The sequence below is a fragment of the Mycetocola sp. JXN-3 genome, from assembly GCF_014522285.1.
GTDB lineage: Bacteria > Actinomycetota > Actinomycetes > Actinomycetales > Microbacteriaceae > Mycetocola > Mycetocola saprophilus.
Map to the genome: position 1 here is coordinate 535,865 of NZ_CP041635.1, position 24,030 is coordinate 559,894.

General features: G+C 65.8%; 19 protein-coding genes. 16 read left to right on the forward strand and 3 right to left on the reverse strand.

What is annotated here, in order from left to right; genetic code table 11:
- Positions 1-21 precede the first annotated feature (21 nt).
- Positions 22-1,704 carry a glycoside hydrolase family 13 protein gene (locus C7C57_RS02535; RefSeq protein ID WP_187977464.1) on the reverse strand — a complete coding sequence of 561 codons (1,683 nt, stop codon included), beginning with the start codon at positions 1,702-1,704 and terminating at the stop codon, positions 22-24.
- A gap of 192 nt (positions 1,705-1,896) precedes the next feature.
- Here C7C57_RS02535 and C7C57_RS02540 point away from each other — a divergent pair, with 192 nt between their 5' ends.
- The 7 genes from C7C57_RS02540 (at position 1,897) to guaA (ending at position 9,980) form a co-directional block, all read left to right on the forward strand.
- A complete protein-coding gene (locus C7C57_RS02540) occupies positions 1,897-3,126 on the forward strand; it encodes a maltose ABC transporter substrate-binding protein (protein ID WP_187977465.1) in 1,230 nt (409 codons plus the stop codon).
- 34 nt (positions 3,127-3,160) lie between these two features.
- Positions 3,161-4,765: an ABC transporter permease subunit gene (locus C7C57_RS02545; protein ID WP_187977466.1), complete on the forward strand. Its 1,605-nt coding sequence runs from the start codon at positions 3,161-3,163 to the stop codon at positions 4,763-4,765.
- Positions 4,765-5,679 (forward strand): sugar ABC transporter permease, encoded by a 915-nt coding sequence (locus C7C57_RS02550; protein ID WP_187977467.1) that lies wholly within the window; start codon positions 4,765-4,767, stop codon positions 5,677-5,679. The genes C7C57_RS02545 and C7C57_RS02550 overlap by 1 nt, the downstream gene beginning before the upstream one ends.
- A 106-nt stretch (positions 5,680-5,785) precedes the next feature.
- Positions 5,786-6,874 (forward strand): LacI family DNA-binding transcriptional regulator, encoded by a 1,089-nt coding sequence (locus tag C7C57_RS02555; RefSeq protein ID WP_187977468.1) that lies wholly within the window; start codon positions 5,786-5,788, stop codon positions 6,872-6,874.
- 132 nt (positions 6,875-7,006) lie between these two features.
- On the forward strand, positions 7,007-7,924 hold the full coding sequence (locus C7C57_RS02560) for an SURF1 family cytochrome oxidase biogenesis protein (RefSeq protein ID WP_255505755.1): 918 nt from the start codon (positions 7,007-7,009) through the stop codon (positions 7,922-7,924).
- A gap of 24 nt (positions 7,925-7,948) precedes the next feature.
- Positions 7,949-8,404 (forward strand): DUF3817 domain-containing protein, encoded by a 456-nt coding sequence (locus C7C57_RS02565; RefSeq protein ID WP_121687464.1) that lies wholly within the window; start codon positions 7,949-7,951, stop codon positions 8,402-8,404.
- Entirely contained in the window at positions 8,400-9,980 is a 1,581-nt protein-coding gene (gene guaA, locus C7C57_RS02570; RefSeq protein ID WP_030148075.1) for a glutamine-hydrolyzing GMP synthase, read from the forward strand. The genes C7C57_RS02565 and guaA overlap by 5 nt, the downstream gene beginning before the upstream one ends.
- 62 nt (positions 9,981-10,042) lie before the next feature.
- Here guaA and C7C57_RS02575 read toward each other — a convergent pair whose 3' ends face one another.
- The gene (locus tag C7C57_RS02575; protein WP_187977469.1) at positions 10,043-10,924 is read right to left on the reverse strand and encodes an NADP-dependent oxidoreductase; all 882 of its coding nucleotides are present in this window, start codon (positions 10,922-10,924) and stop codon (positions 10,043-10,045) included.
- A gap of 115 nt (positions 10,925-11,039) precedes the next feature.
- Between C7C57_RS02575 and C7C57_RS02580 the strand changes: the two genes are divergently transcribed.
- The 8 genes from C7C57_RS02580 (at position 11,040) to C7C57_RS02615 (ending at position 20,890) form a co-directional block, all read left to right on the forward strand.
- Positions 11,040-11,447 (forward strand): helix-turn-helix domain-containing protein, encoded by a 408-nt coding sequence (locus tag C7C57_RS02580; RefSeq protein ID WP_187977470.1) that lies wholly within the window; start codon positions 11,040-11,042, stop codon positions 11,445-11,447.
- Between the two features lie 198 nt (positions 11,448-11,645).
- Positions 11,646-13,499: a ParB-like protein gene (locus tag C7C57_RS02585; protein WP_187977471.1), complete on the forward strand. Its 1,854-nt coding sequence runs from the start codon at positions 11,646-11,648 to the stop codon at positions 13,497-13,499.
- Between the two features lie 208 nt (positions 13,500-13,707).
- A complete protein-coding gene (locus tag C7C57_RS02590; protein WP_245601247.1) occupies positions 13,708-14,988 on the forward strand; it encodes an extracellular solute-binding protein in 1,281 nt (426 codons plus the stop codon).
- Between the two features lie 5 nt (positions 14,989-14,993).
- Positions 14,994-15,935: a carbohydrate ABC transporter permease gene (locus C7C57_RS02595; protein WP_030148078.1), complete on the forward strand. Its 942-nt coding sequence runs from the start codon at positions 14,994-14,996 to the stop codon at positions 15,933-15,935.
- A gap of 2 nt (positions 15,936-15,937) precedes the next feature.
- Positions 15,938-16,810 (forward strand): carbohydrate ABC transporter permease, encoded by an 873-nt coding sequence (locus C7C57_RS02600; protein ID WP_030148079.1) that lies wholly within the window; start codon positions 15,938-15,940, stop codon positions 16,808-16,810.
- Between the two features lie 43 nt (positions 16,811-16,853).
- Entirely contained in the window at positions 16,854-19,352 is a 2,499-nt protein-coding gene (locus tag C7C57_RS02605; RefSeq protein ID WP_187977472.1) for a glycoside hydrolase family 3 protein, read from the forward strand.
- Positions 19,353-19,414: 62 nt separating this feature from the next.
- The gene (locus C7C57_RS02610) at positions 19,415-20,464 is read left to right on the forward strand and encodes a LacI family DNA-binding transcriptional regulator (RefSeq protein ID WP_187977473.1); all 1,050 of its coding nucleotides are present in this window, start codon (positions 19,415-19,417) and stop codon (positions 20,462-20,464) included.
- Positions 20,465-20,479: 15 nt separating this feature from the next.
- Positions 20,480-20,890, forward strand: coding sequence for a GNAT family acetyltransferase (locus C7C57_RS02615; protein ID WP_187977474.1), 411 nt, complete (start codon positions 20,480-20,482; stop codon positions 20,888-20,890).
- A 1,087-nt stretch (positions 20,891-21,977) separates the two neighbouring features.
- On the opposite strand, the gene C7C57_RS02620 is transcribed toward C7C57_RS02615, so the two are convergent.
- Positions 21,978-22,787 carry a Bax inhibitor-1/YccA family protein gene (locus C7C57_RS02620; protein ID WP_187977475.1) on the reverse strand — a complete coding sequence of 270 codons (810 nt, stop codon included), beginning with the start codon at positions 22,785-22,787 and terminating at the stop codon, positions 21,978-21,980.
- A 192-nt stretch (positions 22,788-22,979) separates the two neighbouring features.
- Here C7C57_RS02620 and C7C57_RS02625 point away from each other — a divergent pair, with 192 nt between their 5' ends.
- Complete coding sequence (locus tag C7C57_RS02625; RefSeq protein WP_187977476.1) at positions 22,980-23,984, forward strand: glycerophosphodiester phosphodiesterase family protein; 1,005 nt, start codon at positions 22,980-22,982, stop codon at positions 23,982-23,984.
- Positions 23,985-24,030: the final 46 nt, after the last annotated feature.

Genomic DNA, 24,030 nt, shown 5'->3' on the forward strand with positions numbered 1-24,030 from the left:
CCGCCGCTATGTGCGTGGGCGTTACGCCTGCAGCCAGATGGTGGCGTCACCGGGCAGGATGTTCCCGGCAATGGTGGTGCTGGCCAGCAGCACGGGCAGCTCCGCCAGCTCGGCCGGGATTTCCCAGTCGGTGGTCGCGGTGTTGCCGAGCACGATGACGTCTCCGTTGCGGAAACCAATCACGGTGTCGGGCAAGTTCTCGATCCACTCCACCGAGCCGAGGCCCAGGTCCAGGCGCTTACGCAGCTCCAGGGCGGTGGTGTACAGGGTCAGGGTCGAGCCCGCCACACCCTGCTGGGCGGCGCGGGAGTAGTCGTCCCAGTCTTCGGGCTGCGGCAGCCAGGATTCGCCGGTGGTGTTGAACCCGTAGGCGGTGGTGCCGGGCTCCCAGGGCAGCGGGACGCGGCAGCCGTCGCGGCCGTAACGCTCACCGTTGGTGCGGAACCAGGTGGGGTCCTGACGGGCCTCATCGGGCAGGTTGATGACCTCGGGCAGGCCGAGCTCCTCACCCTGATACATGTAGGCACCACCGGGCAGCGCGAGCATGAACGCGCTGGCGGCGCGGGCGCGCTGCAGGCCAACCTCGCGCATCGGCTGGCCGGGGCTCTTGGGGCCGATGCCGTGACCCTGCGGGTTTTCGGCGGTCAGCGCCAGACGCGAGGCGTGACGCACCACATCGTGGTTCGACAGTACCCAGGTCGCCGGGGCGCCCACGGCACCGAAGGCTTCCAACGACTCGTCGATCACGGGGCGCAGGGCCTGGGCGTCCCAGGCGGTCTCCAGGTAGGGGAAGTTGAATGCCTGGTGCATTTCGTCCGGGCGCACCCACTTGGCCATCTTGCTCAGCGGGTTGATCCACGCCTCGGCCGCCAGCACGCGGTCGCCCTCGTACTCGGCGAGCACCTTGTGCCAGTCGCGGTAAATCTCGTGCACGCCCTCCTGGCCCCAGTAGGGAACCTCGAAGTCGTCGCCACCCATCGATCCACCGCCGGGGTTCGGGGTGTAATCGGGCAGGCCCTCGGCCTTGATCATGCCGTGGGCCACGTCCACGCGGAAGCCGTCGACGCCGCGGTCCAGCCAGAACCGCAGCACGCCACGGAACATCTCGCGCACCTCGGGGTTGGTCCAGTCGAAGTCGGGCTGGGTCGAGTCAAACAGGTGCAGGAACCACTCGCCGGGGGTGCCGTCGGGGTTGGTGGTGCGGGTCCAGGCGGGGCCGCCGAACACGGATTCCCAGTTGTTCGGGGGCAGTTCGCCGTTTTCACCCTTGCCGTCGCGGAAGAGGTAGCGGCCGCGCTCGGGGGAGCCGGGGGCCGCGGCCAGGGCCTCGATGAACCACTCGTGGGTGTCCGAGGAGTGGTTGGGGACGAGGTCCACGATGACCTTGATACCGCGCTGATGGGCGCTGGCAAGCATCGCGTCGAAGTCGTCGAGGGTGCCAAACAGCGGGTCCACGGACATGTAGTCGGTCACGTCGTAGCCGGCGTCTTTCTGCGGGCTGCGCATGAACGGGGAGAGCCAAACGGCGTCGACGCCGAGGTTCTCCAGGGCGTCCATCCGGGAGGCGATTCCGGCGAGGTCGCCGACGCCGTCGCCGTTCGCATCGGCGAAGGAGCGCGGGTAGATCTGGTAAATAACGGCGCTGCGCCACCACTCGGGAGCGGTGGTGTCGCCTGCGGCAGAGAAGGCGGTGGGCTGAGTCATGCCGTTACTCTAGGACACTTCGACAGAATATGGAAACGCTTGCTGAAACGAACCGCGGGTGTGTCGCGGACTTTACATATCGCCGGGAATGACGGCCTTTGCGTGGCGACGGGATCTGGGATATACATGTAAACGCTTGCATTATTTGTGGTGAAGCGCGGTAGCTCCACGCATCGAACGAAAGGTACACCAATGAAGGTGACTAAGAAGCGCGTCCTCCTTACCGGGGCCGCCCTGACCGCCCTGGCCCTCGGGCTGAGTGGATGCTCGGCCTCCACCGAGTCCAAGGACGCGGGCTCCGCCAAGAGCACGCTGACCGTGTGGGTGGATGCCGACCGTGCCCCGGTCCTCAAGGAGGCCGCCGCCGAATTCGAGAAGAGCTCGGGTGTGCACGTCAAGCTCGTGCAGAAGGACTTCGGGTCGATCCTCGACCAGTTCATCGCCCAGGTTCCCAGCGGCAAGGGCCCCGACATCACCATCGGCGCCCACGACTGGATTGGCAACTTCGTTCAGAACGGCGTGATCCAGCCCGTGGAGCTCGGCGACAAGGCCGCCGGCTTCGAGAAGATCGCCACCGACGCGATCACCTACCAGGGCAAGACCTATGCGGTGCCCTACTCGATTGAGAACATCGCGCTGCTGCGTAACACCGCCCTGGCTCCCACCGCGCCGACCACCTACGACGAGATGGTTGCGATGGGCAAGGCCGCCGGAAGCGCCAACCCGTTCCTCGTGCAGCTCGGCCCGCAGGCCGACCCGTACCACCTGTACCCGTTCCAGAGCTCGTTCGACAACCCGGTCTTCGGCCGCAACGCCGACGGTTCCTACAACGCCGACGATCTGACCATCGGCAACGAGGGTGGAACCAAGTACGCCAACTGGCTGGCCGAGCAGGGCAAGGCCGGAAACCTGAACATCTCGATCACCGCCGATATCGCCAAGGAGAAGTTCAACTCCGGCCAGTCGCCGTTCATGATCACCGGACCGTGGAACGTGCCGGACGCAGAGAAGGCCGGCATCAAGCTGGCCGTGGACCCGATCCCCTCCGCCGGTGGCGCTCCCGCGCAGCCGTTCGTGGGTGTGCAGGGCTTCTTCATCTCCTCCAAGACCGCCAACCCGCTGGCGGCCAACGAGTTCCTTACCAACTACCTGGCCACCGAGAAGGTCCAGACCGCGCTGTTTGAAAAGGGTGGACGTGCCCCGGCGCTCAAGGCCTCCTTCGACGCCGCCTCCTCGAACCCGATCGTCAAGGCGTTTGGTGACGTGGGCCGCAACGGTGTCCCGATGCCCTCGGTACCCGCCATGGGCAAGGTCTGGCAGTTCTGGGGCGTGACCGAGGCCGCCATCATCTCCGGCGAGGGCGACCCGTCCGCGCTGTGGACCAAGATGACCGCGGATATCGCCGCCGCAATCAAGGGTTAGTCCGGGATCCACCGGGCCGAGAAACAGGAAAACAATGAGTTCACGTACCCCCTCACCCCAGACCCGAGCGCGCCGCTCGCGCGGTGCCGCGCGGCTGGCCAACATGGCCGGGGGATCGCTCAGGGCGATTCTGGTAAAGATCGTCCTTCTCGGCCTGGTGGATGCCCTCGGCATCTTCGCGCTGTTCATGCTGGCCACCCAGCACAATTGGATCGTGTTTGCGATCGTTGCAGCGGCGCTGATCGCCATCAACTACATCTACTTCTCCAAGCGCACGCTGGCGATGAAGTACCTCACCCCCGGCCTGATCTTCCTCCTGGTGTTCCAGGTGTTTGTGATCGGCTACACCGGCTATATCTCCTTCACCAACTACGGTTCGGGTCACAACTCGACCAAGGAGGACGCGGTCACCGCGCTGATGCAGTCGGCTCAGGAGCGGGTGCCGGATTCGGCTACCTATGAGCTGACCGTGCTGCGCGACGGCGGGGACTTCGGTTTCCTGGTCACCGATCCGAAGGGCGAGGTATCCTACGGCACCGCCGAGCACCCGCTCGAGCGGGTGACCAACGCCACCATGACCGGCGACAAGGCCACCGGCCTGCCCGGCAAGGAGGCGCTGAACTTCGCCGAGATCGTGGACAACCAGAAGGCCATCGTGGACCTGCAGGTCCCGGTCTCCAGCGATCCGAATAAGGGCGCGCTGCGCACCCCGGATGGATCCAGCGCCTTCCTCTACCTCTCCAGCCTGCGCTATGACGCGCACGCCGACACGATGACCGATACAAAGACCGGCACCGTCTACTCGGACACCGGGGTGGGTGCCTTTGCCGATCCGGCGGGCAAGCAGCTCAAGCCCGGCTGGTCGATCGGGGTGGGCTTTGACAACTATGTGAAGGCCGTGACCGACGAGGGGATTCGCGGTCCACTGATCGGCGTGACCCTCTGGACCTTCGCCTTCGCGCTGCTCTCGGTGCTCACCACCTTCGCGCTGGGCCTGTTCCTGGCCATCGTCTTCAACGACATGCGGATGAAGGGGCGCGCGTTCTACCGCGTGCTGATCATCCTGCCCTATGCGTTCCCCTCGTTCCTGGGTGCGCTGGTGTGGGCGGGTCTCCTCAACCGCGACTTCGGATTCATCAACCTGGAACTCTTTGGCGGGGCTCATATTCCCTGGCTCACGGATGCGTTCCTGGGTAAGATCAGCATCCTGTTTGTGAACCTCTGGCTGGGCTTCCCCTACATGTTCCTGGTGTGTATGGGCGCGCTGCAATCCATCCCCGATGACGTGCAGGAAGCCGCCAAGATGGACGGTGCCAACCCGTTCCAGATCTTCAAGAAGATCAAGCTTCCGCTGCTGCTGGTCTCGGTGGCCCCGCTGCTGATCTCCTCGTTTGCGTTCAACTTCAACAACTTCAACCTGGTGTACATGCTCACCGGGGGAGGCCCGCGTGATGCGTCCGCGTCGATCAACGTGGGTGGCACCGACATCCTGATCTCGATGGTCTATAAGGTCGCGTTTGTCGGAGCCGACCGTGACTACGGTCTGGCCAGCGCCTTCTCGATCCTGATCTTTATCGTGGTCGCGATCATCGCGATCGTGAGCTTCCGTCAAACCAAGGCCCTGGAGGAGCTGAACTAATGAGCGCACCCACCCTCACCCCGTCCACTCCCTCCACCCGGGCCCGGGACCGCCGCGGTTTCAAGGCGCGGCGCTGGTTCCTGGCCACCGGCTGGCGGCACCTGGTCGGCTGGATCATGATCGTGTTCTCGGTCTTCCCGCTGCTGTACGTACTCTCCGCCTCGCTCAACCCCGGCGGTACCCTGCTGAGCTCCAACGGTCTGTTCTCGACCATCGGATTCGACAGCTACACCAAGCTGTTCAACTCGCCCCAGCAGCCCTATGCCGCCTGGTTTGGAAACACGCTGTTCATCGGCCTGATCACCGCCGCCGGCACCGTGTTCCTCGGAGCCCTGGCCGCCTACTGCTTCAGCCGGATGCGCTTTGCCGGCCGCCGCGTAGGCCTGCTGACCCTGCTGGTGGTGCAGATCTTCCCGCAGCTGCTCGCCGTGGTCGCGATCTTCCTGCTGCTCACCGGCATCGGCGACATCTTCCCGGCCCTGGGCCTCGACAACCAGGTTGCGCTGATCATGGTCTACCTCGGTGGCGCGCTCGGGGTGAACACCTACCTGATGTACGGGTTCTTCAATACCGTTCCGGCGGCGATCGATGAGGCCGCCAAGCTGGACGGTGCGAGCCACGCCCGCATCTTCTTCACCATCATCCTGCGCCTAGTCGCCCCGATCCTCGCGGTCGTGGGTCTGCTGGCGTTCATCGCCACGACCAACGACTTTGTGATCGCCAGCGTCGTGCTGGTGACTCCGGAGAAGCAGACCCTCGCCGTGGGCCTGTACCAGTTTATCTCGCAGGAGTTTTCCTCGAACTGGAGCGTGTTCGCCGCCGGTGCCGTGCTCGCGGCCCTCCCGGTGATGGCGCTGTTCCTCTTCCTGCAGAAGTACATCGTCGGCGGACTGACCGCCGGCGCGGTGAAGTAGTACACACCACCACACCATCCCGCGGCCTTTCGGCGCGCGCGAACAGGGGATCGCTACACTGGAACAACTTCATTTGAACACCCCGCCGCGCCTAGAAAGGACCGGGATGGTTGGTATTGACGAGGTCGCCGAGCGTGCTCGGGTGTCCACCGCCACCGTCTCACGTGCCCTGAGCGGACGTGGGTATGTGGCCGAGGGCACCCGCGCCCGGGTCCACGAGGCCGCGCGCGAGCTCGGTTATGTGGTCTCGGCCGGGGCCTCGGCCCTCGCCTCCGGACGCACCCGTAACGTCGGGGTCGTGGTGCCCTTCCTCAGTCACTGGTTCTTCGCGGCCGTGGTCGAGGGGGCGCAGTCGGCGCTTCAGGAACACGGTTACGACCTGACCCTCTACAACCTCTCCGGCGGAGCGGATGCTCGCGCCCGGGTGTTTGACGATCTGCTGCTGCGCCAGCGGGTGGACGCGGTGCTGGCCATCGGTCTGGAACTCACCCCCGAGGAGGCCGGACGCCTGCACTCGCTGCGCAAGCCCGTGGTGGGCCTTGGTGGTCCGCTGCCGGGGGTGCCCGCGCTGGGAATCGACGACCGGGCGGCCGTGCGTTTGGCCACCGAACACCTGATCAGCCTGGGGCATGAGCGCATCGGATATATCGGTGGTTCGGCGGACTTTGACCTCGACTTCCACCTGCCCACGATGCGTCAGCTCGGCTATCGAGACGCGCTGACCGAGGCGGGTATCGAGATCGATCCGAGGATTGAACGCGGCGCTGACTTCACCCTGCGCGGCGGAAACGACGCGGCCAAGCAGCTTCTCGGCGCACCCCGGAACCGGCCCACGGCCATCGTCGCGGCTTCGGATGTGATGGCGATCGGCGCGATCCTCGCCGCCCGCGAGCTGGGACTGAACATCCCCTCCGACCTCTCGGTGACCGGCCTCGACGGTATTCCCGATGGGGAATTCTTCGGATTGACCACGGTTGCTCAGTATCCGGCCGAGCAGGGGCGCCACGTGGCGCAGCTGCTGATCGACCGCCTGGCCGGGCTGGTCGAGGATGAGGCCACCTCCTCCGACTCGAGTGTCCCGCCCGCGGAAGGCACGGTGCCCGCCGCTACCCTGCTCGCCGCCGGGCCCGCGCTCGCCCGGGAACTCCCGGTCGAGCTGATCGTGCGCGAGTCCACCGCGCGTCCGCGCCCCTGATCTCGATCCGATTTCCCGTTTCCGGCCGGGTAACCGAGAATTGAGGGAGTGCGCCGTTTCGATGCCTCCGAGCCCTCGAAGCACAGCGTGCGTGTCCCATCCGCGCAATCCGGAAGAAAGACCGCAGCCCCGATGACTTCCCCGCTTCAGGACCCCACCGAGAGTGCCGCTTCGGCACCCACATCCACGGTGGTGATGACGGAGGACGAGGCGCCCACGAAGCGCAAGAAGCTGCGCGATGTGATTCTGGCTCCGGGGGATCCCAAGCTTGGCCAGGTCATGCGCCGTCCGCGCTGGATCGGCGTGCTGATTCTGGCCCTGGCCATCGCCGCGGCCTTTGCCGCGCTGGGACAGTGGCAGCTTGCCCGCGCGGTGGCGGTGGACCCCAGCCAGGCCGGACCCACCGAACACATGGTTCCGCTGACCCAGGTGATCGGCCCGACCGAGCCGATCCACGACGTGCTCGTGGGCCAGCAGGTGTCGGTCTCGGGAGAGTTTGTTCCCGGCGACTATGTGGTTCTGGGCGGTCGTCTCAACGGTGACACCAAGGGGTACTGGGTTACCGGGCACCTGGTGGTTGCCGGAGAGAAGCCCGCCTCGCTCGCGGTGGCGCTGGGCTGGACCAAGTCTCAGGACCAGGCCAACACCGTCGCCGAGCGGCTCAACGCGGAGGCCGCGAGCCCGGTTGATCTGACCGGCCGTCTGGTGCCCGCTCAGGGACCGCTGGTTCCCGACGCCAAGACCCCCGACGCGTTCCTGCTGACCGAGATGTCGGTGGCCTCGCTGATCAACGTGTGGGCCGGCCCCGCCGGAGACGTCTACCTGCCCTACTTCCTCTCCTTTGATACCCCGGACGGGCTGACCAAGATCGACGCCCCCAAGCCCGAGATCGAATTCGAACTCAACTGGCTCAACATCTTCTACGCGATCGAGTGGGCGGTCTTCGCCGGATTCGCCGTGTTCCTCTGGTACCGCCTGACCCGCGACGCCTGGGAGAAGGAAGTGGATGAGGCGGCCGAAAAGCGCGGCGACCCCTCGCCTTTTGAGTAGCGAGCGGTGACGTAGACTAGAGTCATGCCTCTCCAGCCGCGCGAACGCGATCTTCCCAAGATTCCCGGAGCCCTCCGTTTCTACCAGATCACCTCGGTGATCACGGGTGTCCTGCTCCTGCTCCTGTGCGGCGAGGTGCTGCTCAAGGTGTACTACGGTCTCGAAATCGAGATGGGTGGTGCCTTCGGCTTCCTGGCCTTCGTACCCGCCGGGACCGTGCTGGCGATCAACATTTCGCTGGGTCTGCTGATCGTGCACGGCTGGTTCTACGTGGTGTACCTGCTGTCGATCTTCCGTATCTGGTCGCTCATGCGCTGGAACATCGGCTGGCTGCTGCTGATGGCCCTCGGTGGCGTGATTCCGTTCCTGTCCTTCTTCCTGGAGGTTCGGATCGTCCGCAAGGCCCGCACACAGATTTCCTCGCGCATCGGCGCGAATACCCCCAACGCTCACCAAGCAGAAGTGGAGCCTTCCCATTAGCGAGCAGTCCCTGGAGAACCGTCCGGTTCTCGTTGTAGATTTTGGTGCGCAGTATGCGCAGCTGATCGCCCGTCGGGTTCGGGAGGCCGGAGTCTACTCCGAGCTGGTCCCGCACTCGATCACCGCCGCAGAGGTGGCCGCCAAGAACCCGGCCGGCCTCGTCCTGTCCGGTGGCCCGTCCAGCGTGTACGAAGAGGGTGCGCCCGGGTTTGACCCGGCGATCTTCGAGCTGGGTGTGCCGACCTTCGGCATTTGCTACGGCTTCCAGGTCATGGCCACCGCCCTCGGCGGCGAGGTAGCCAAGACCGGTTCGCGCGAGTACGGTTCGACCGCCGTCGCGATCGAGGACGAGGGTGTGCTGCTGGGCGACCAGCCCGCCGCCCAGACCGTCTGGATGAGCCACGGTGACTCGGTGTCCCGTGCCCCCGAGGGCTTCGAGGTTCTCGCCTCGACCGAGGGTACCCCGGTTGCCGCCTTCGCCAACGATGAGCGCAAGCTCTACGGCGTGCAGTGGCACCCCGAGGTCAAGCACTCCGAGTACGGTCAGGACCTCCTGGTCAACTTCCTGCACAAGGCCGCCGGGATCCCCGGCGACTGGAACTCCGGCAACGTGATTGCCGAGCAGGTTGCCAAGATCCAGGCTCAGGTGGGAACCGGCAAGGTCATCTGTGGCCTCTCCGGTGGTGTCGACTCGGCCGTGGCCGCCGCGATCGTGCACAAGGCCGTCGGCGACCAGCTGGTCTGCGTGTTTGTGGACCACGGTCTGCTGCGCCAGGACGAGCGTCGCCAGGTTGAGGAAGATTACGTCAAGGCCACCGGTGTGCGCCTGGTCACCATCGACGCCGTCGAGCAGTTCGAGACCGCCCTCGCCGGCGTGACCGACCCCGAGACCAAGCGTAAGATCATCGGTCGCGAGTTCATCCGCACCTTCGAGAAGGCTCAGGCCGACCTGATCGCCGAGTCCCGCGAGCAGGATGGCGACCCCATCCGCTTCCTGGTGCAGGGCACCCTGTACCCGGACGTCGTCGAGTCCGGTGGCGGTACCGGTACCGCCAACATCAAGAGCCACCACAACGTCGGTGGTCTGCCCGAGGACCTGACCTTCGAGCTGGTCGAGCCGCTGCGCGCCCTGTTCAAGGACGAGGTGCGGGCGATCGGTCGCGAGCTGGGTCTGCCCGAGGTTATCGTGGGCCGTCAGCCCTTCCCTGGCCCCGGCCTGGGAATCCGCATCGTGGGTGAGGTGACCCGCGAGCGTCTGGATCTGCTGCGCAAGGCCGACGCCATCGTGCGTGCCGAGCTGACCGAGGCCGGCCTGGACCAGGAAATCTGGCAGTGCCCGGTGGTGCTGCTCGCCGATGTCCGCTCCGTGGGCGTCCAGGGCGATGGCCGCACCTACGGTCACCCGATCGTGCTGCGTCCGGTGAGCTCCGAGGACGCCATGACGGCCGACTGGACCCGCCTGCCCTACGACGTTCTGGCGAAGATCTCCAACCGCATCACCAACGAGGTTGAGGGTGTTAACCGCGTTGTTCTCGACGTCACCAGCAAGCCGCCGGGGACCATCGAGTGGGAGTAATCCCCACCTGACTGTGGCCGCGCTCCCTCGGGGAGCGCGGCCACAGTCGTTTGGGGCGGATGTTACAGGCGGACGATGTGGCGTCCGCGCTGGCCCGGTGCCAGACCCGCGGCCACCGTGGCCGGCGCCTCGTTGAGGGAGACCACCCCGGCGATACGGGCCGGGAGTTCACCGGCGGCGGCCCGGGCGAGGATGCTGCGCAGGCGGGCAGCGTCGGCCTCCATGATCACCGCGGAGACGGCGATGTCACGCTCTGCGGCGGGTTCGGATCCCGGGTGCACACCCACATAGGCGCCGCCGTCGCGAACCACGGCGAGGGCCGGGGCCCCGAGGTTTGCCGCGTCGAACACCGCATCGAAGTTGCCCTCGAGCGACTCGATCAGGCGGGCGCCGCGACCCTCGACAAATTCGCGGTCACCCGAGCGGGCGAGACCGGTCACGGTGAAGCCCAGGTCGCGGGCGAGGTCCAGGGCGAAGCCGCCCACCAGGCCCGCGGCCCCGGTAATCAGGATCGAGCCCCGAGCCGGGCCGAGCAGCGCGAGCGCCTGCTCGGCGGTCAGCGCGCTCATCGAGATGATCGCCGCATGCTCGGGATCCAGGCCCGCGGGAATGCGGGCGATGGCGTTCGCCGGGACCGCGAGAACCTCGGCGATCGAGCCGACCTCCTTATCGAAGGTGTCCACGACCCCGGCCACCAGGTCGCCGGGGGCGAACCCCGAGCCATCGGCGGCCGCGGTCACGGTGCCCACGAAGTCCCAGCCGAGGCCTACGGTGTCGCGCGTGATGTAACCCAGCTCGTGATAGACACCCTGGGCCACCTGATGATCTCCGCCGTCCACGGCGGCATAGCGGACCTTGATCACGACGTCGCCGTCTGCCAGGGTCGGCTCGGGAAACTCGCTGATCTGAATGGCCTGGGGCGGGGTGACGGTGAGTGCACGCATGGAAATACCCTTCGTTGAATTGACGTTAGTTCCAGTATCGAGTTGAGGATCCCGGCGCATAAGTAGGCACTATTTAGTGCCTACGGCACCCCGGGGTGAGGAGGAAGGGGCGCTCATGGCGACCATGACGGCACGGCAGCGACGCGAGGCCGAACGGGCGGAGTTCGAGGAGTTTTTTGAGGGATGTCCGAGCCGGCTGACCCTGGCCCGGCTCGGGGATAAGTGGGTCGCGGTGACGCTGATCACCCTCGCCGAGGGGCCCAAACGTCGCGGGGAGTTGGCACGGGCCATCGCCACCGCGAGCCAGAAGATGCTCACCCAAACCCTGCGCACGCTCGAACGAGACGGGCTGATCTGCCGCAGCGTGGAGGCCACGGTTCCGGTGACCGTCACCTACGCCCTCACCGCCCGCGGCCACTCGCTGGTGGAGGCGCTGGACAGCGTGGTCGAGTGGGCGACCGTGCACGTGCCGGGGATCGAGGCCGACCGGCAGGAGTATGACCGGCTGAGCATCGAGGAGTAGCGCGGCGGGGGATTCGCCGCCGCCGGATTTCCGATGCGCCGGGCCCGGCAGCGGAAGGCGGAAGCCGCGGCGAATACCTGTGGGCCGGGGTCGTTTGCTCGGCGTTTACCTGGCGGTCCCCGACGTGTTACCCCGGCGGGTGAGGATCGTTTGGGGCATCCAACGGATGCGTCCTCCTCCCCGAATCGAAAGAGTCCCGTGCACCCTGAAACCCGCAGCCGAGCCGTGCCCCGGCTCCGCGTGAAGCACCTCCTCGCCACCGGCGTCGCCGCGATGATGATCGCCGCCCCGCTGGCCCTCCCCACGATCGCCAACGCCGAACCGGCACCGGTGCTCACCTCCCCGTCCGACCTGCTGGCCGCCAAGACCGGCGACCTGGTGGACCTCCGCATTGGCGACATCCGTCCCACCCAGCCCTCGGTCGGATTCGACGAGGTCTACTACAAGGTGGGGCGCTACACGATGGGCAAGGATGCCCTGAACAAGGGCCTCGGCGACTGGTGTGAGGCCAACGGCCAGGGGGATGTCGCCTCGGCGCAGCCCGGTGCCACCATCGATAACGCCGCATCCTTCACCTGCACCATCCCGCTCGGTCAGGAAACCGCCGACAGCCTGGCCGCGATGAAAACCGTGGTGATCGGACCCGGCGGTCTGCCCTACCTCACCGACGGCCACCACACCCTGACCTCGTTTGCCGAGACCCCCGGCGCGGGTCTGAACACCCCGCTGCGTCTGCGCGTGATGGGGAACCTCTCGAACCTGAGCGAGACCGATTTTTGGACCCAGATGCAGGCAAACGGCTGGACCTGGCTCAAGGACGTCAGCGGCAAGGCGATCACCCCGCAGCAGCTGCCCAAGAGCGTCGGCCTGAAGAACTTCCAGGACGATCCGGCCCGCAGCCTGCTCTACTTCACCCGCGACATCGGCTACACCGCCGGCACGATCCCGTTCCAGGAGTTCATCTGGGGCGACTGGCTGCGCACCAGCGGCGTAGACCTGAGCGGATGGAACCCCACCAGCGCCGAGAGCACCCTGGCGATCGTCAAGACCATCAGCGAGGCCCAGGTTGCCGCAGGTCAGGACACCGTGATCGCCGGTGGATACACCGGTAAGCAGCTCGGTACCCTGAAGAAGTGGAACGACGGCAAGGCCGTGGACAAGGGCGAGTTTGCCAAGCTGTCCAAGCCGTTCTCGGATGACAAGCCGGGCAAGATCGCCTACGCGATGGCCTATAAGGCGACCCTGCCGGTGCTCACCGCCCCGGCCACCCCCGAGGCTCCCTCGGTTACCGCATCGGGTACCACCGCGACCATTTCGTGGCAGGCACCGGCCGACGGCGGCAGCCCGATCACCGGGTACCGCGTGCAGCTGAACGGCGACGACCAGCCCGCCCGCACCCCGATTGAGGTGGCCGGAACCCAGCTGAGCGTGAGCGTCCCGAACCTAATTCCGGGCACTTACACGGCCACCGTGACCGCGGTAAACGCAATCGGTGCCTCGGTGACCTCCCCGGTTTCGGCCGCGGTGACCATCGCCCAGCCGGCCAACCCCGGCGACGTGCACGGCACACTGGCGATCTCGGGCGACCTGCGTCCGGGATCCACCGTGAAGGTTTCAGGCACCGGCTTCGCACCGAACGTCGAGGGTTTTGCCCTGGAGCTGCACTCGGCGCCGGTGCGCCTGGCGACGGTGACCACCGATGCCAACGGTGCCTTCGCCGAGTCGGTCACCATCCCCGCGGATGCCCCGGCCGGTGCCCACCGCATCGTGATGCTGTGGAACGGTGCCGAGGTTTCGGGATCGGATGTCACGGTCCAGCCCGCGGTCGATGCCACCCCGACCCCGGACCCCAGCACCACCGCCCCCGCTACCCAGGCCCCGGGTTCGTCCGCCACCGCGCAGCCGGGTGCCACCCACCCGGCGGCGAACGCCGGGTCATCCCTGCCGCAGACCGGTGCGGGTGACCTGCCCACCGCGACGCTGCTGATCGCCCTGCTGCTCGGCACCGGCGCACTGGCCGCGGGCATCGCCCGCAAGCGCGCCGCCCAGTAACACCCACGCAAGAAGAATCCGCCGGTCCCGCCTCGGGGCCGGCGGATTCTGCGTGTGCGGGGTTCGCCACGTGGGTGTTTTGTTTTCACGCCGTCTTGCGCCGCGTCATTAATGCGCATAAACTCCCCACATGCGCCGCAATTAATGCGCATAAATTATCGCTCGCCGACGCCCTCCCCGCGTCGGCGTTACCCCCTGGAGGACAATGATGTACCGAAGGAAACTGGCTGTCACGGCGGCCCTCGTCACCACCACGGCACTGCTGCTCACGGGCTGCGGACGCTCCGACGGCCCCGCCACGGGCGACGCCGCGGCCGGCCCGAAGGCGGGCGACGGCAAGGCAAGCGGCACCGTGGTCATGTGGGCCCAGGGTGCCTCGGGCGAGGCCCTGCCCGAACTCGTCAAGGGATTCGAAAAGGAGAACCCCGATGTCAAGGTGCAGGTGACCGGTATCCCCTGGAGCTCGGCTCACCAGAAATATCAGTCCGCCATCGCCGCGGGCACGGTGCCCGATGTCGCGCAGATGGGGACCACCTATATGGCGGACTTTGCCGATGCGTTTGAAAATCCTGCCGAGGATATCAAGACCGATGGCATCTTCGAGGCCGCCCGCAATGCCGCCGTGGTCGGGGGCCGAGCGGCCGGGGTGCCCTGGTACGTGGACACCCGGGTGATCTTCTACCGCACCGACCTCGCCGCCCAGGCCGGCATCACCCAGGCACCCAAGACCTGGGCCGACTTCACCGCGCTGGCTCGGGCCTATCAGGAGCAGGCCGGTGCCGAATGGGGTGTACGCCTGCCCACCGGTGGCACCGACTCGTTCCAGGCGTTCCTGCCGTTTGCCTGGTCCAGCGGGGCCGAGCTGATGAATAAGGACCAGACCGAATGGACCCTGGACACCCCGGAAATGGTCTCGGCGCTGACCGAATACCAAAAGGTCTTTACCGATAAGGTGGCCAATCCCAACGCCTCAACCGAGGCCGGAGCAGCCGAGTCGAACTTCGTCAGCGGCAACACCCCGATGCTGATCGGTCCGCCGCAGGAAATTGGTCTGCTGAACAAGGCCGGCGGCGAGGGCTTTGATGCCAAGTACGCGGTGGCCCGAATCCCCGAGGTCAAATCCTCGACCTCGTTTGCCGGGGGATCCAGCGTGGTGGTCTTCAAGAAGGCCAAGAACCCCGAGGCCGCGCGTCTGCTGGTGAAGTGGTTGACCGAGAAGTCCACCCAGACCGAGTTCTATAAGCTCACCGGTAACCTGCCCGCGGTCGAGGACGCCTGGAACGATGCCAGCCTCACCGCCGACACCAAGCTGTCGGTCTTCCGCGACCAGCTGGGCGATGCCAAATCCCCGCCCACCAACACCGCCTGGGTGCAGGTTTCTGCCGGTGCCGACACGGTGTTTGAGCGCGTGGTCAAGGGCGCGATGACCCCGGCCGAGGCCGCCAAGGAGCTGCAGAGCCAGGCCGCCGGAATCGGCATCGGGAAGTAACGAACATGAGCGTTTCAGCACCATCCCGCCCCGCCGCCACCCGCGGCGGGGCGGGCCCCTCCCGCCGCCGACGCGTCTCCGGGAGCCAGAACCGTACCGGCTGGGCCTTTGCCCTGCCCTTTGTGATCGTGTTCTCGATCTTCATGATGATCCCGCTGGTGTCCTCCTTCCTGATGTCGTTCACCGACATCACCAGCCGCGACACCGACAACGTGTTTGGCGTCAACGTCATCGGCTTCGAGCACTATGCGAGCCTTTTCAACAATCCGCAGTTCCTGCGCTCGATGCTCAACACCGCCTACTTTGTGGTGATCGGCATCCCGCTGACCCTCGGGGTGGGACTCGCCCTCGCGGTGGCGCTGAACTCGGGAATCTCCCGCTTCCGCACGGCCTTCCGGGTCGGGTTTTATGTGCCGGTGGTCACCAGCATCGTGGCGGTCGCCGTGGTGTGGCGCTTCATCCTGCAGGACGACGGCCTGATCAACAGCGCACTCGCGCTGGTGGGAATCGACGGGCCCAACTGGCTGCATGATCCCGCCTGGTCGATGCCCGCGATGATCCTGCTCGCGGTGTGGCGCAACGCCGGCACCGTGATGATCATCTGCCTCGCCGGCCTCCAGAGCGTGCCCTCCGAGGTCTTGGAGGCGGGCATGGTGGATGGTGCCTCGGCCTGGACCCGGTTCACCCGCATCGTGATGCCGATCATGCGCCCCACGCTCTTGCTTGCGGCGATCCTGCTCTCGGTGGGCTACCTGCAGTTCTTCGATGAGCCCTTTGTGATGACCCAGGGCGGGCCGCTCGGATCCACCCTCTCGGTCACCTACTTCACCTTTAACCAGTTCGGATTCGGCAACTATGGCCTGGCCTCGGCCGCCAGCTATGTGCTGTTTGTGGCGATTGCGCTGCTGAGTCTGATCCAGTTCCGCGTCTTCCGTTCGAAGGACTGAGCATGAGCGCCCCCACACTTTCCCCCGTTTCCGCGGGCGTTGGCCACCGTGCCCGCTCGTCCAGGATTGCCCGTGCCGTGGTGTACACGGTGCTGGTGATCGCCGTCCTGATCACCCTGCTGCCCTTTGTCTGGATGCTGTTGGGATCCTTCAAGGACCAGGGCGAGATCCTGCGCGATCCGCGCGGATGGCTGCCGCAGAATCCCACCCTCGACAACTATGCGCGCTGGTTTACCGACCTCAACATCGGCCACTTCTTCCTGAACTCGGTCGTGGTGGCGATCTTCACGGTGCTGGGCAACATCATCTTCTGCTCGATGGTCGGGTATGCCCTGGCGAAGATGAACTTCACCGGCAAGAAGACGCTGCTCGCGCTGGTGCTGGTGACCCTGATGGTGCCGCATGTGGTGACCTTCGTCCCGCTGTTTGTGCTGGTCAGCAACCTCGGGATGTCCAACTCCTATTACGCGCTGATCCTGCCGTTCCTGACCGCTCCGATCGGGGTGTTTTTGATGCGACAGTTCATCGGGGAGATCCCCGATTCGTTGATCGAGGCCGCCCGGATCGACGGTGCCAGCGAGGCCCGCATCTTCCTGCGGATCATCCTGCCGCTGCTGGGCCCGCCGCTGGCCACGCTCGGCATCCTGACGTTTCTCTCGTCCTGGAACAACTTCCTCTGGCCGCTGGTTGCCGCCCAAACCGAGGATAGGTACACGCTGCCGGTGGCTCTCGCCCTGTATTCCCAGGGGGAAAACGCCACCGACTACGGGCTGCTGCTGGCAGGTTCGGTCCTGGTGATCGCGCCGATCGTGCTGTTCTTCATCTTCCTCCAGCGCTTCTTCCTGCAGAGCGTCGCCTCCGTCGGCATCAAATAGGCCCCGAGATTTTCACCCGAACACCCCGATACGAAAGATAGTTATGACCGAGAACACACCGGTAACCGGTGCCCCCGCCCCCGCATTCACCACCCCCGAAGTGGAGTCGGCACTCGAAACAAAGCTTGCTGCCCTGCCCCTCGAGGTCAAGGTTGCCCTGATCACCGGGGGCGATTTCTGGAGCACCCTGGCGGTGCCCGAGATTGGGTTGGCCAGCATGGTCCTCTCCGATGGACCCGCGGGTGTGCGCGGGGCCGCCTGGGATGAGCGTGATCCCTCACTGAACCTGCCCAGCGGCACCGCCCTGGCGGCGACCTGGGATACCGCCCTGGCGCACACCTACGGCGAGGTCCTCGCGGCCGAGGCTCGGCGCAAGGGGGTGGATGTGGTGCTTGGACCCACCATCAACATGCAGCGCACCCCGCGCGGCGGTCGGCACTTCGAGGCGTTTTCCGAGGACCCGCTGCTCTCGGGCGAAATGGCGATCGGTTATACCGAGGGTCTGCAGGGGCAGGGTATCGCCGCGGTGCCCAAGCACTATGTGGCCAACGATTCCGAGGACGAACGATTCCACGTGAACGTGCGGGTGGATGAGAAGACCCTGCGCGAGGTCTACTATGCGCCCTTTGAAGCGGTGGTGACGCGGGGTGAGGCGTGGGGCATCATGTCCGCCTACAACCAGGTCAACGGGACCACGATGTCCGAGAGCCCGCTGCTGGAGGCACCGCTGGCTACCGAATGGGGTTTCGACGGCCTGGTGATTTCCGACTGGACGGCCGTGCGCACCACCGTGGCGGCCGCCCGTTCGCGTCAGGATCTGGCGATGCCGGGGCCGACGGGGCCGTGGGGCGAGAAGCTGATTGCGGCGATTGCCGCCGGGGAAGTGGCCGAATCCGATGTGGATGCCAAGGTTCTGCGCCTGCTCCGGCTGGCCTGGCGGGTGGGCGCACTGGCCGACGTGGAGGCGCCGGTTCGGGCCGAGCGTCCCGGGCATGATCCGATCGCGTTTGCCCGTTCCTCCGCGGCCGCGGCGATGGTGCTGGTGCGCAACGAGGGTGCCGAGCTGCCCTGGTCACGCCTGCCCGGCAGCGTCGCGGTGATCGGTGAGGCGGCAACCCTGCCGCGTACTCAGGGTGGCGGAAGCGCGTTTGTGGTGGCCGACCACGTGGTGACCCCGCTGGATGGCATCGCCTCGGCCCTGCCGAATGCGGACCTGAGCGTCGAGCCGGGTGTCGCGGTCACCCGCGGTCTGGTGCCCTTCCCGCTGCACGATGTGGTCAATCCGGAAACCGGCGAGCCCGGTGTGCACGTGCGCTTCCTCGATGCCGACGGCGGCGAGGTTTTGGTGGAGGAGCGCCGGAGCGCGCACCTGGTCTGGACCGGCGGGGTCCCGGCCGGCGCGGTAACCCTGGAGGCAACAACCCTGTTCCGCCCACAGCGTTCGGGCAGCGTGGAACTCGGGGTGGAGACCATCGGATCGGTTGAGGTGTTTGCCGACGGTGAGCGGCTGATCGATGGCCGCCTCTCCTCGCTGGATGACGCGATGGGCACCGGCCTGCTGGCCCCGCCACGACTGAGCGAGCGGATCGAAGTGCGGGTGGGCACCGACATCCAGGTGCGGGTGGTCAACGATCTCAAGAGCCGCGGCCACCTCAGCAATGCCGCCTCGATTTCGTTTGGACTGGTGGCCTCCGACGCCGATGATGACGGCCGAATCCGGGATGCGGTTGCCGCCGCCACCGCGGCCGAGGTCGCCGTGGTGTTTGTCGGCACCACCAACCGCGACGAGAGCGAGGGGAAGGACCGCAAGACCCTGTCGCTGCCCGGTCGCCAGGATGAGCTGGTGGCCGCCGTGGCCGCGGCCAACCCGCGCACGATCGTGGTGGTAAACGCCGGAAGCCCGGTATTGATGCCCTGGCGTCGGGACGTCTCGGCGATCCTGCTGACCTGGTTCCCGGGTCAGGAGTTTGGGGACGCGCTGGCCGATGTGCTGACCGGTGCGGCCGAACCCGGTGGACGCCTGCCCACCACCTGGCCGGCGACCGAGGAGGATGTGCCGGTGCTCTCCACCACCCCCACCGAGGGTGTGCTCACTTACACCGAGGGCATCCACATCGGCTATCGTGCCTGGAACGCCGCGGGTAGGGTGCCCGCTTTCCCGTTCGGGTATGGACTCGGATACACCACCTTCGAGCGGGTGTCGGCGGAGGTGCGCGCGGGCACCGAGGAGGTTCCCGCTACCGTCATTGCCCGGGTGCGGAACTCCGGGGAGCGTGCGGGCAAGCACGTGCTGCAGGCATATCTGACCCGTCTGGAGACCGAGGCCGAACGACCCGAGCGCTGGCTGGTAGCCTTCGCCGCGGTGGAGGTTCAGCCCGGGGCCGAAACCGAGGTGCGCCTCGATCTGCCGCTGCGTGCATTCCGTCACTGGAATGAAGGCTGGGAGGTTGAACCGGGGGAGTACCGTGTGCTGCTGGGTGACTCGGCCGCGTCCTCCCGCGAGGTCGGCACCGTTTTGATCGCCAACGAAGTATCGTTGTAACGAACTCGCGACGGCGGGCGGGGTCTGTGCCTCGCCCGCCGTCGCCTGGAACTGGAGGATTCATGGGCAAGGCACCCACCGTCTACGATGTTGCGGCCGCGGCCGGGGTATCGATTGCGACGGTGTCATTTGCCTTCAGACAGCCCGAGAAGATTCGTCCGGCCACCGCCGAGGCAGTGTATGCGGCGGCGCGGGCGCTGGGGTACGTGCCCAGTGCGTCGGCCCGCGGGCTCGCCGCCGGACGGACGGGCGTGATCGGGCTGATCTCCTGGGATATTTACGCCACCTCCCCGGCGCGGGTGGATCCCTTCGGTAACGAGGATCTCCGGCACTTCCCACGCTATGTGGACGAGGTGCAGCGCGGGATCGAGATCGCCACCTGGCGCAACGGGTACTCGCTGCTGGTGGGCGGCGGAAACCATCGCAACAGCGAGTCGACCATCATCGATATCGCCGGCCGCTCGGATGCGCTGGTAGTTTTCCCCAACACCACCACGGCCGAAACCATTGTTCCCATTGCCGAGCGCATTCCTGTGGTCATCGTGTCGGAGTTTGCCGGAACCGAGAAACTCAATCGGGTGACCATCGAGAATGAGGATGGGATCGCCCAGCTCACCCGTCACCTGGTGCGGGAGCACGGCGTGCGGCGTCCGCAGTTTGTGGGCGGGGTGGGTTCGATGGAGTTCCGCGCCCGCTGGGAGGCGTTCCGAGACACCCTGCTGGCCGAGGGCATCACGCCGCCGAGCGAACCGGTGACCGCCGAGGGTGGCGCGGTCGCGGCGGTGCTCGCCCTTCTGGAACGTGTGGGCGAGACCGAGCTGCCCGATGCCCTGGTGTGCCGCACCGATGCCGATGCTCTCGACGTTATTGATGCGCTGCGCACCCGGGGTCTTGCGGTGCCGGGGCGGATCATCGTCACCGGGTTTGATGGCATCGCCGCGGGCCTGGTGTCGACACCCCGGCTCACCACCGTGCGTCAGCCGATGCAGGCGCTCGGGGAGGCCGCGGTGGACCTGTTGATCGCCCAGTTGACCACCCCCTCGGCGCCGCTCACTCGCACCCTACCCACGCGGCTTGCCGCGCGGGAGAGCTGCGGCTGCACCCCGGCTTAGCCCTACGCTGGTGTGATGGAGATTCACCCGATCACACCCGACCTGATTCCCGCTGCCGCCGCGCTCTGGCATGAGGCGGGGCTGACCCGTCCGTGGAACGATCCGATTCGCGATGCCGAGGGTGCGCTCGCGGGCCCGACCTCAACCGTGCTGGGACTGGTCGAGGCCGGGACGCTGCGTGCCACCGCGATGGCCGGACACGACGGACATCGTGGCTGGATTTACTATGTGGCCGTCCGCGAGGCCGACCGCGGCCGCGGACTCGGCCGCGCGATCATCGAGGCCGCCGAAGGCTGGCTCGCCGCCGAGGGCGCACTCAAGGTGCAGCTCATGGTCCGCAATACCAACACCGCGGTGATCGACTTTTACGAATGCCTGGGCTATGAGGACGCCGAGGTCACGGTGCTGGGTAAATGGATGAAGTAGACCACTTATCGAGCACGCCAATTCGTTAGTTTTGTCTGCTTTTGTGGCGTTTCAACACGAAAAAAAGCGGGGTGGTCCCAGCCAGGAGCACGATAAAGATCGTGTTCCCGATCCACTCTTTTGTTGCAGATCCATCGAGGAACCCCTGGCTTTTTACCAGATATCCCAGCACGATGATGCCAATGAAATAAATCGGAAGTATTATCCAACGCATACGTCCCCCCAAATGGACAGTGAAACCTGAGTTGCCGTCAACAGCCGCCCTACGCATGAGGCTGTTTGAAGAACCCTACCTGGTACGGTTCTTGAACTGATCGGCACCGAGCCGGTCGTAGAAGACGCTGGGGGGCGTTGAACATGATTAGTCTCACACTGAAGATAAAAACTATTATTGCAATCTTGGCCGCGGGTACGCTCCTGGGGGCGGGCGCTAGCCTTCCGGCAAGTGCGGTGCCAGCGAGTAATCGTGCGCACCCGATTCGGGATGGTGCCATAATTACTCCGGCTGAGATGGAGAGCATCTTTCCCGGGGGAAGCCAGCTAACAGATCCACAGTACTTTTTGAACGGACTGCGCGAGCTTGAATCTTCAGGAATCGCTAAGGAAGACATTGCGCAGCAGAATGTCCGAGCCTATCGGTACACGGTTCCCGAAGGATCATTTTCTTTACCTCGGTCGATCGATGTCGAGTCGGAGTTACAGGCCCGGGCTGCGTCACCGGGGGCCGGGGCTCAACCTCGGATTGAAGTGCTTACGCGTGGAATCCAAATGGCTATTGGTTTTAACTCGACCGATCAATCCGTGTTGGGCAGCGCGATCGGCTCTGCCGCAATCACTGCAGCGGTTTGCGCTATACCCGTGGTCGGGACGGCCGCCTGTGTAATTGTAGGAGCGGTCGTCACAGTTGTCACCGGATACATCTTGGCGAATGGTGCATGCTCCAACAACCGCGTACTTTGGTGGTATGACGTGAAGGGCGGGTCGACGGTGCAATGCCGTAGCTCGCGTCCCTGGTAGATCGCTCAGGTACGCTCCTATACACAAAAGCGGCCGCCTCCCGGGGGAGACGGCCGCGTTGTGGTGAAAACTAGTTGCTGCGGAAGATCGCGATCAGACGCAGGATCTCGGTGTACAGCCAGATCACGGTGACCATGATGCCGAATGCACCGGCCCAGGCGTACACCTTGGGGGCACGGTTCTGCACGCCGCGCTGGATCGAGTCGAAGTCGAGCACCAGCGAGTAGGCGGCCATGATGACCACCAGGACGCCGAGGACGGCACCGATCGGGATGCCGGTGTTACCGATCGGCATGCTGTTCAGGCCGAAGCCGGTGGAGACGACGCCGGTCATCATCAGAACCATGTTGACCAGCGAGTAAACCAGGTAACCCACCATGGCGATCATGAAGATCTTGGTGGCCTTCTTGGAGGCGCGGATCTTGCCGCTGGCAAACAGCGCCAGGGTCACACCGATCACCGAGAGGGTCGCGATCAGGGCCTGCATCACGATGCCGGGCCACTGAGCCTCGAAGAACCCGGAGAGGGCACCCACGAAGATTCCCTGCACGCCGGCGTAGGCCAGAACCAGCGGGGCGGAGGGCAGCTTCTTGAAGATGTTGACCATGGCCAGGACGAAACCGATGATCATGGCCGGAACCATGAGGACCGGAATGTTCCAGCCGATGACGGCACCCACGACGAGGATCGCGAAGGAGATACCGGTCTTGACGACGGTGTCCTCAACGGTCATCCGGTCGCTGGCATCCACCGCACCAACGGGCTGGTTGTACAGGTGCTGCAGCTGTTCGGCGCTCATCTGTGCCTGGGTGCCGGCCTGCGCCTGCGCACCACCGTTGTTGAACGCGGGGTTTCTGAATGCGGGGTTGTTGCTCGCCATGCGGGGGTCCTGCTCTCGGTTTCTCAATCGGGCGCGGTGGGCTGTGTCGTGGCTGTTTCGTTCGGGGTATGTGCGCCCGTAACCCCTATAATCTACCGGAATTCGCTGGGAGGCGCCCGTTCAATTATGAAGTGATGGTAAACGGGGGCGCGTGTTCACCATCGGCGTAGCGGTCGGGGTTAGTCTGGGGGCATGAGCGAGCTGCCGAACCCCGTTGTCATTGGCCACCGCGGTGCGAGTGGATACCGTCCCGAACACAGCGAGGAGGCGTACCGGCTGGCGTTCGAGCTGGGCGCGGACCTGGTGGAGCCCGACCTCGTGGTGAGCCGCGACGGGGTGCTCGTTCTGCGTCACGAGAACAACATCACCGACACCACCGATATCGCCGACCGCCCCGAGTTTGCCGAGTACAAAACGGTCAAGACCGTGGACGGCATCCGCCACGAGGGCTGGTTCACCGAGGACCTCACCTGGGCGCAGATCGCCACCCTCAAGTGCCGCGAACGTCTGCCCGAGCTGCGTCACGACAGCGTGCTTTTTAACGACCGCTCCCGGGTGCTGTGCCTCGCGGACCTGATCGCGCTGATCGGCGAGGAGGAGCAGAACCACGGCCGTCCCCTCGGCATGGTCGCCGAAATTAAGCACTCGGCCTACTTTGCCAGCCAGGGCTTCGCCATGAACGACCTGTTCCTGCAGCAGCTCACCGGCTGGGGTGAGCGGGCGCTGATCGTGGAGAGCTTCGAGCTGTCCGCCCTGACCGACCTGCGTGAGCGCGGCCTCAATGCCAAGTTCGTCTATCTGATCGACGAGGAGGGATCGCCGGCCGATGAGGTCGCCGCCCTCGGCGAGGACGCCCGCACCTACGCCTCCTATGCGACCCCCGAGGCACTGGCGAGTTTCGCGCCGGCCGTGAACGGGGTGAGCCTGGCCAAGTCATTCCTGCTGGATGAGCTGGGATCCGCCCGGGTCGTCGCCGCCCACGCCGCGGGCCTGCTGGTCTACACCTGGACGCTGCGCCCGGAAAACGCCTTCCTCATTCCCGAAAACCGGGGTCACGGGGACGACGCCCATCACGGAGACTGGCGAACCGAGTACCGCCAGATCCTGGAAACCGGCGTGGACGGTGTCTTTGCCGATCAGCCCGACCTCGCCTATGAGGCGCGTGCCGAGTTCTGGGCGCACCATCGCGAGGGCTAATCGCGACCCGGATCCCGGCTCCGGGTGTCCCGCCGCACGCTGTCGG

Bases quoted from the DNA above. Each gene is read 5' to 3' on its own strand.
- C7C57_RS02590 (WP_245601247.1), top strand. From the start codon at position 13,708: ATGTACCGAAGGAAACTGGCTGTCACGGCGGCCCTCGTCACCACCACG.
- C7C57_RS02550 (WP_187977467.1), top strand. From the start codon at position 4,765: ATGAGCGCACCCACCCTCACCCCGTCCACTCCCTCCACCCGGGCCCGG.
- C7C57_RS02545 (WP_187977466.1), top strand. From the start codon at position 3,161: ATGAGTTCACGTACCCCCTCACCCCAGACCCGAGCGCGCCGCTCGCGC.
- C7C57_RS02610 (WP_187977473.1), top strand. From the start codon at position 19,415: ATGGGCAAGGCACCCACCGTCTACGATGTTGCGGCCGCGGCCGGGGTA.
- C7C57_RS02560 (WP_255505755.1), top strand. From the start codon at position 7,007: ATGACTTCCCCGCTTCAGGACCCCACCGAGAGTGCCGCTTCGGCACCC.
- C7C57_RS02575 (WP_187977469.1), bottom strand. From the start codon at position 10,924: ATGCGTGCACTCACCGTCACCCCGCCCCAGGCCATTCAGATCAGCGAG.
- C7C57_RS02595 (WP_030148078.1), top strand. From the start codon at position 14,994: ATGAGCGTTTCAGCACCATCCCGCCCCGCCGCCACCCGCGGCGGGGCG.
- C7C57_RS02625 (WP_187977476.1), top strand. From the start codon at position 22,980: ATGAGCGAGCTGCCGAACCCCGTTGTCATTGGCCACCGCGGTGCGAGT.
- C7C57_RS02535 (WP_187977464.1), bottom strand. From the start codon at position 1,704: ATGACTCAGCCCACCGCCTTCTCTGCCGCAGGCGACACCACCGCTCCC.
- C7C57_RS02580 (WP_187977470.1), top strand. From the start codon at position 11,040: ATGGCGACCATGACGGCACGGCAGCGACGCGAGGCCGAACGGGCGGAG.
- C7C57_RS02540 (WP_187977465.1), top strand. From the start codon at position 1,897: ATGAAGGTGACTAAGAAGCGCGTCCTCCTTACCGGGGCCGCCCTGACC.
- C7C57_RS02600 (WP_030148079.1), top strand. From the start codon at position 15,938: ATGAGCGCCCCCACACTTTCCCCCGTTTCCGCGGGCGTTGGCCACCGT.
- C7C57_RS02555 (WP_187977468.1), top strand. From the start codon at position 5,786: ATGGTTGGTATTGACGAGGTCGCCGAGCGTGCTCGGGTGTCCACCGCC.
- C7C57_RS02620 (WP_187977475.1), bottom strand. From the start codon at position 22,787: ATGGCGAGCAACAACCCCGCATTCAGAAACCCCGCGTTCAACAACGGT.
- C7C57_RS02605 (WP_187977472.1), top strand. From the start codon at position 16,854: ATGACCGAGAACACACCGGTAACCGGTGCCCCCGCCCCCGCATTCACC.
- C7C57_RS02565 (WP_121687464.1), top strand. From the start codon at position 7,949: ATGCCTCTCCAGCCGCGCGAACGCGATCTTCCCAAGATTCCCGGAGCC.
- C7C57_RS02615 (WP_187977474.1), top strand. From the start codon at position 20,480: ATGGAGATTCACCCGATCACACCCGACCTGATTCCCGCTGCCGCCGCG.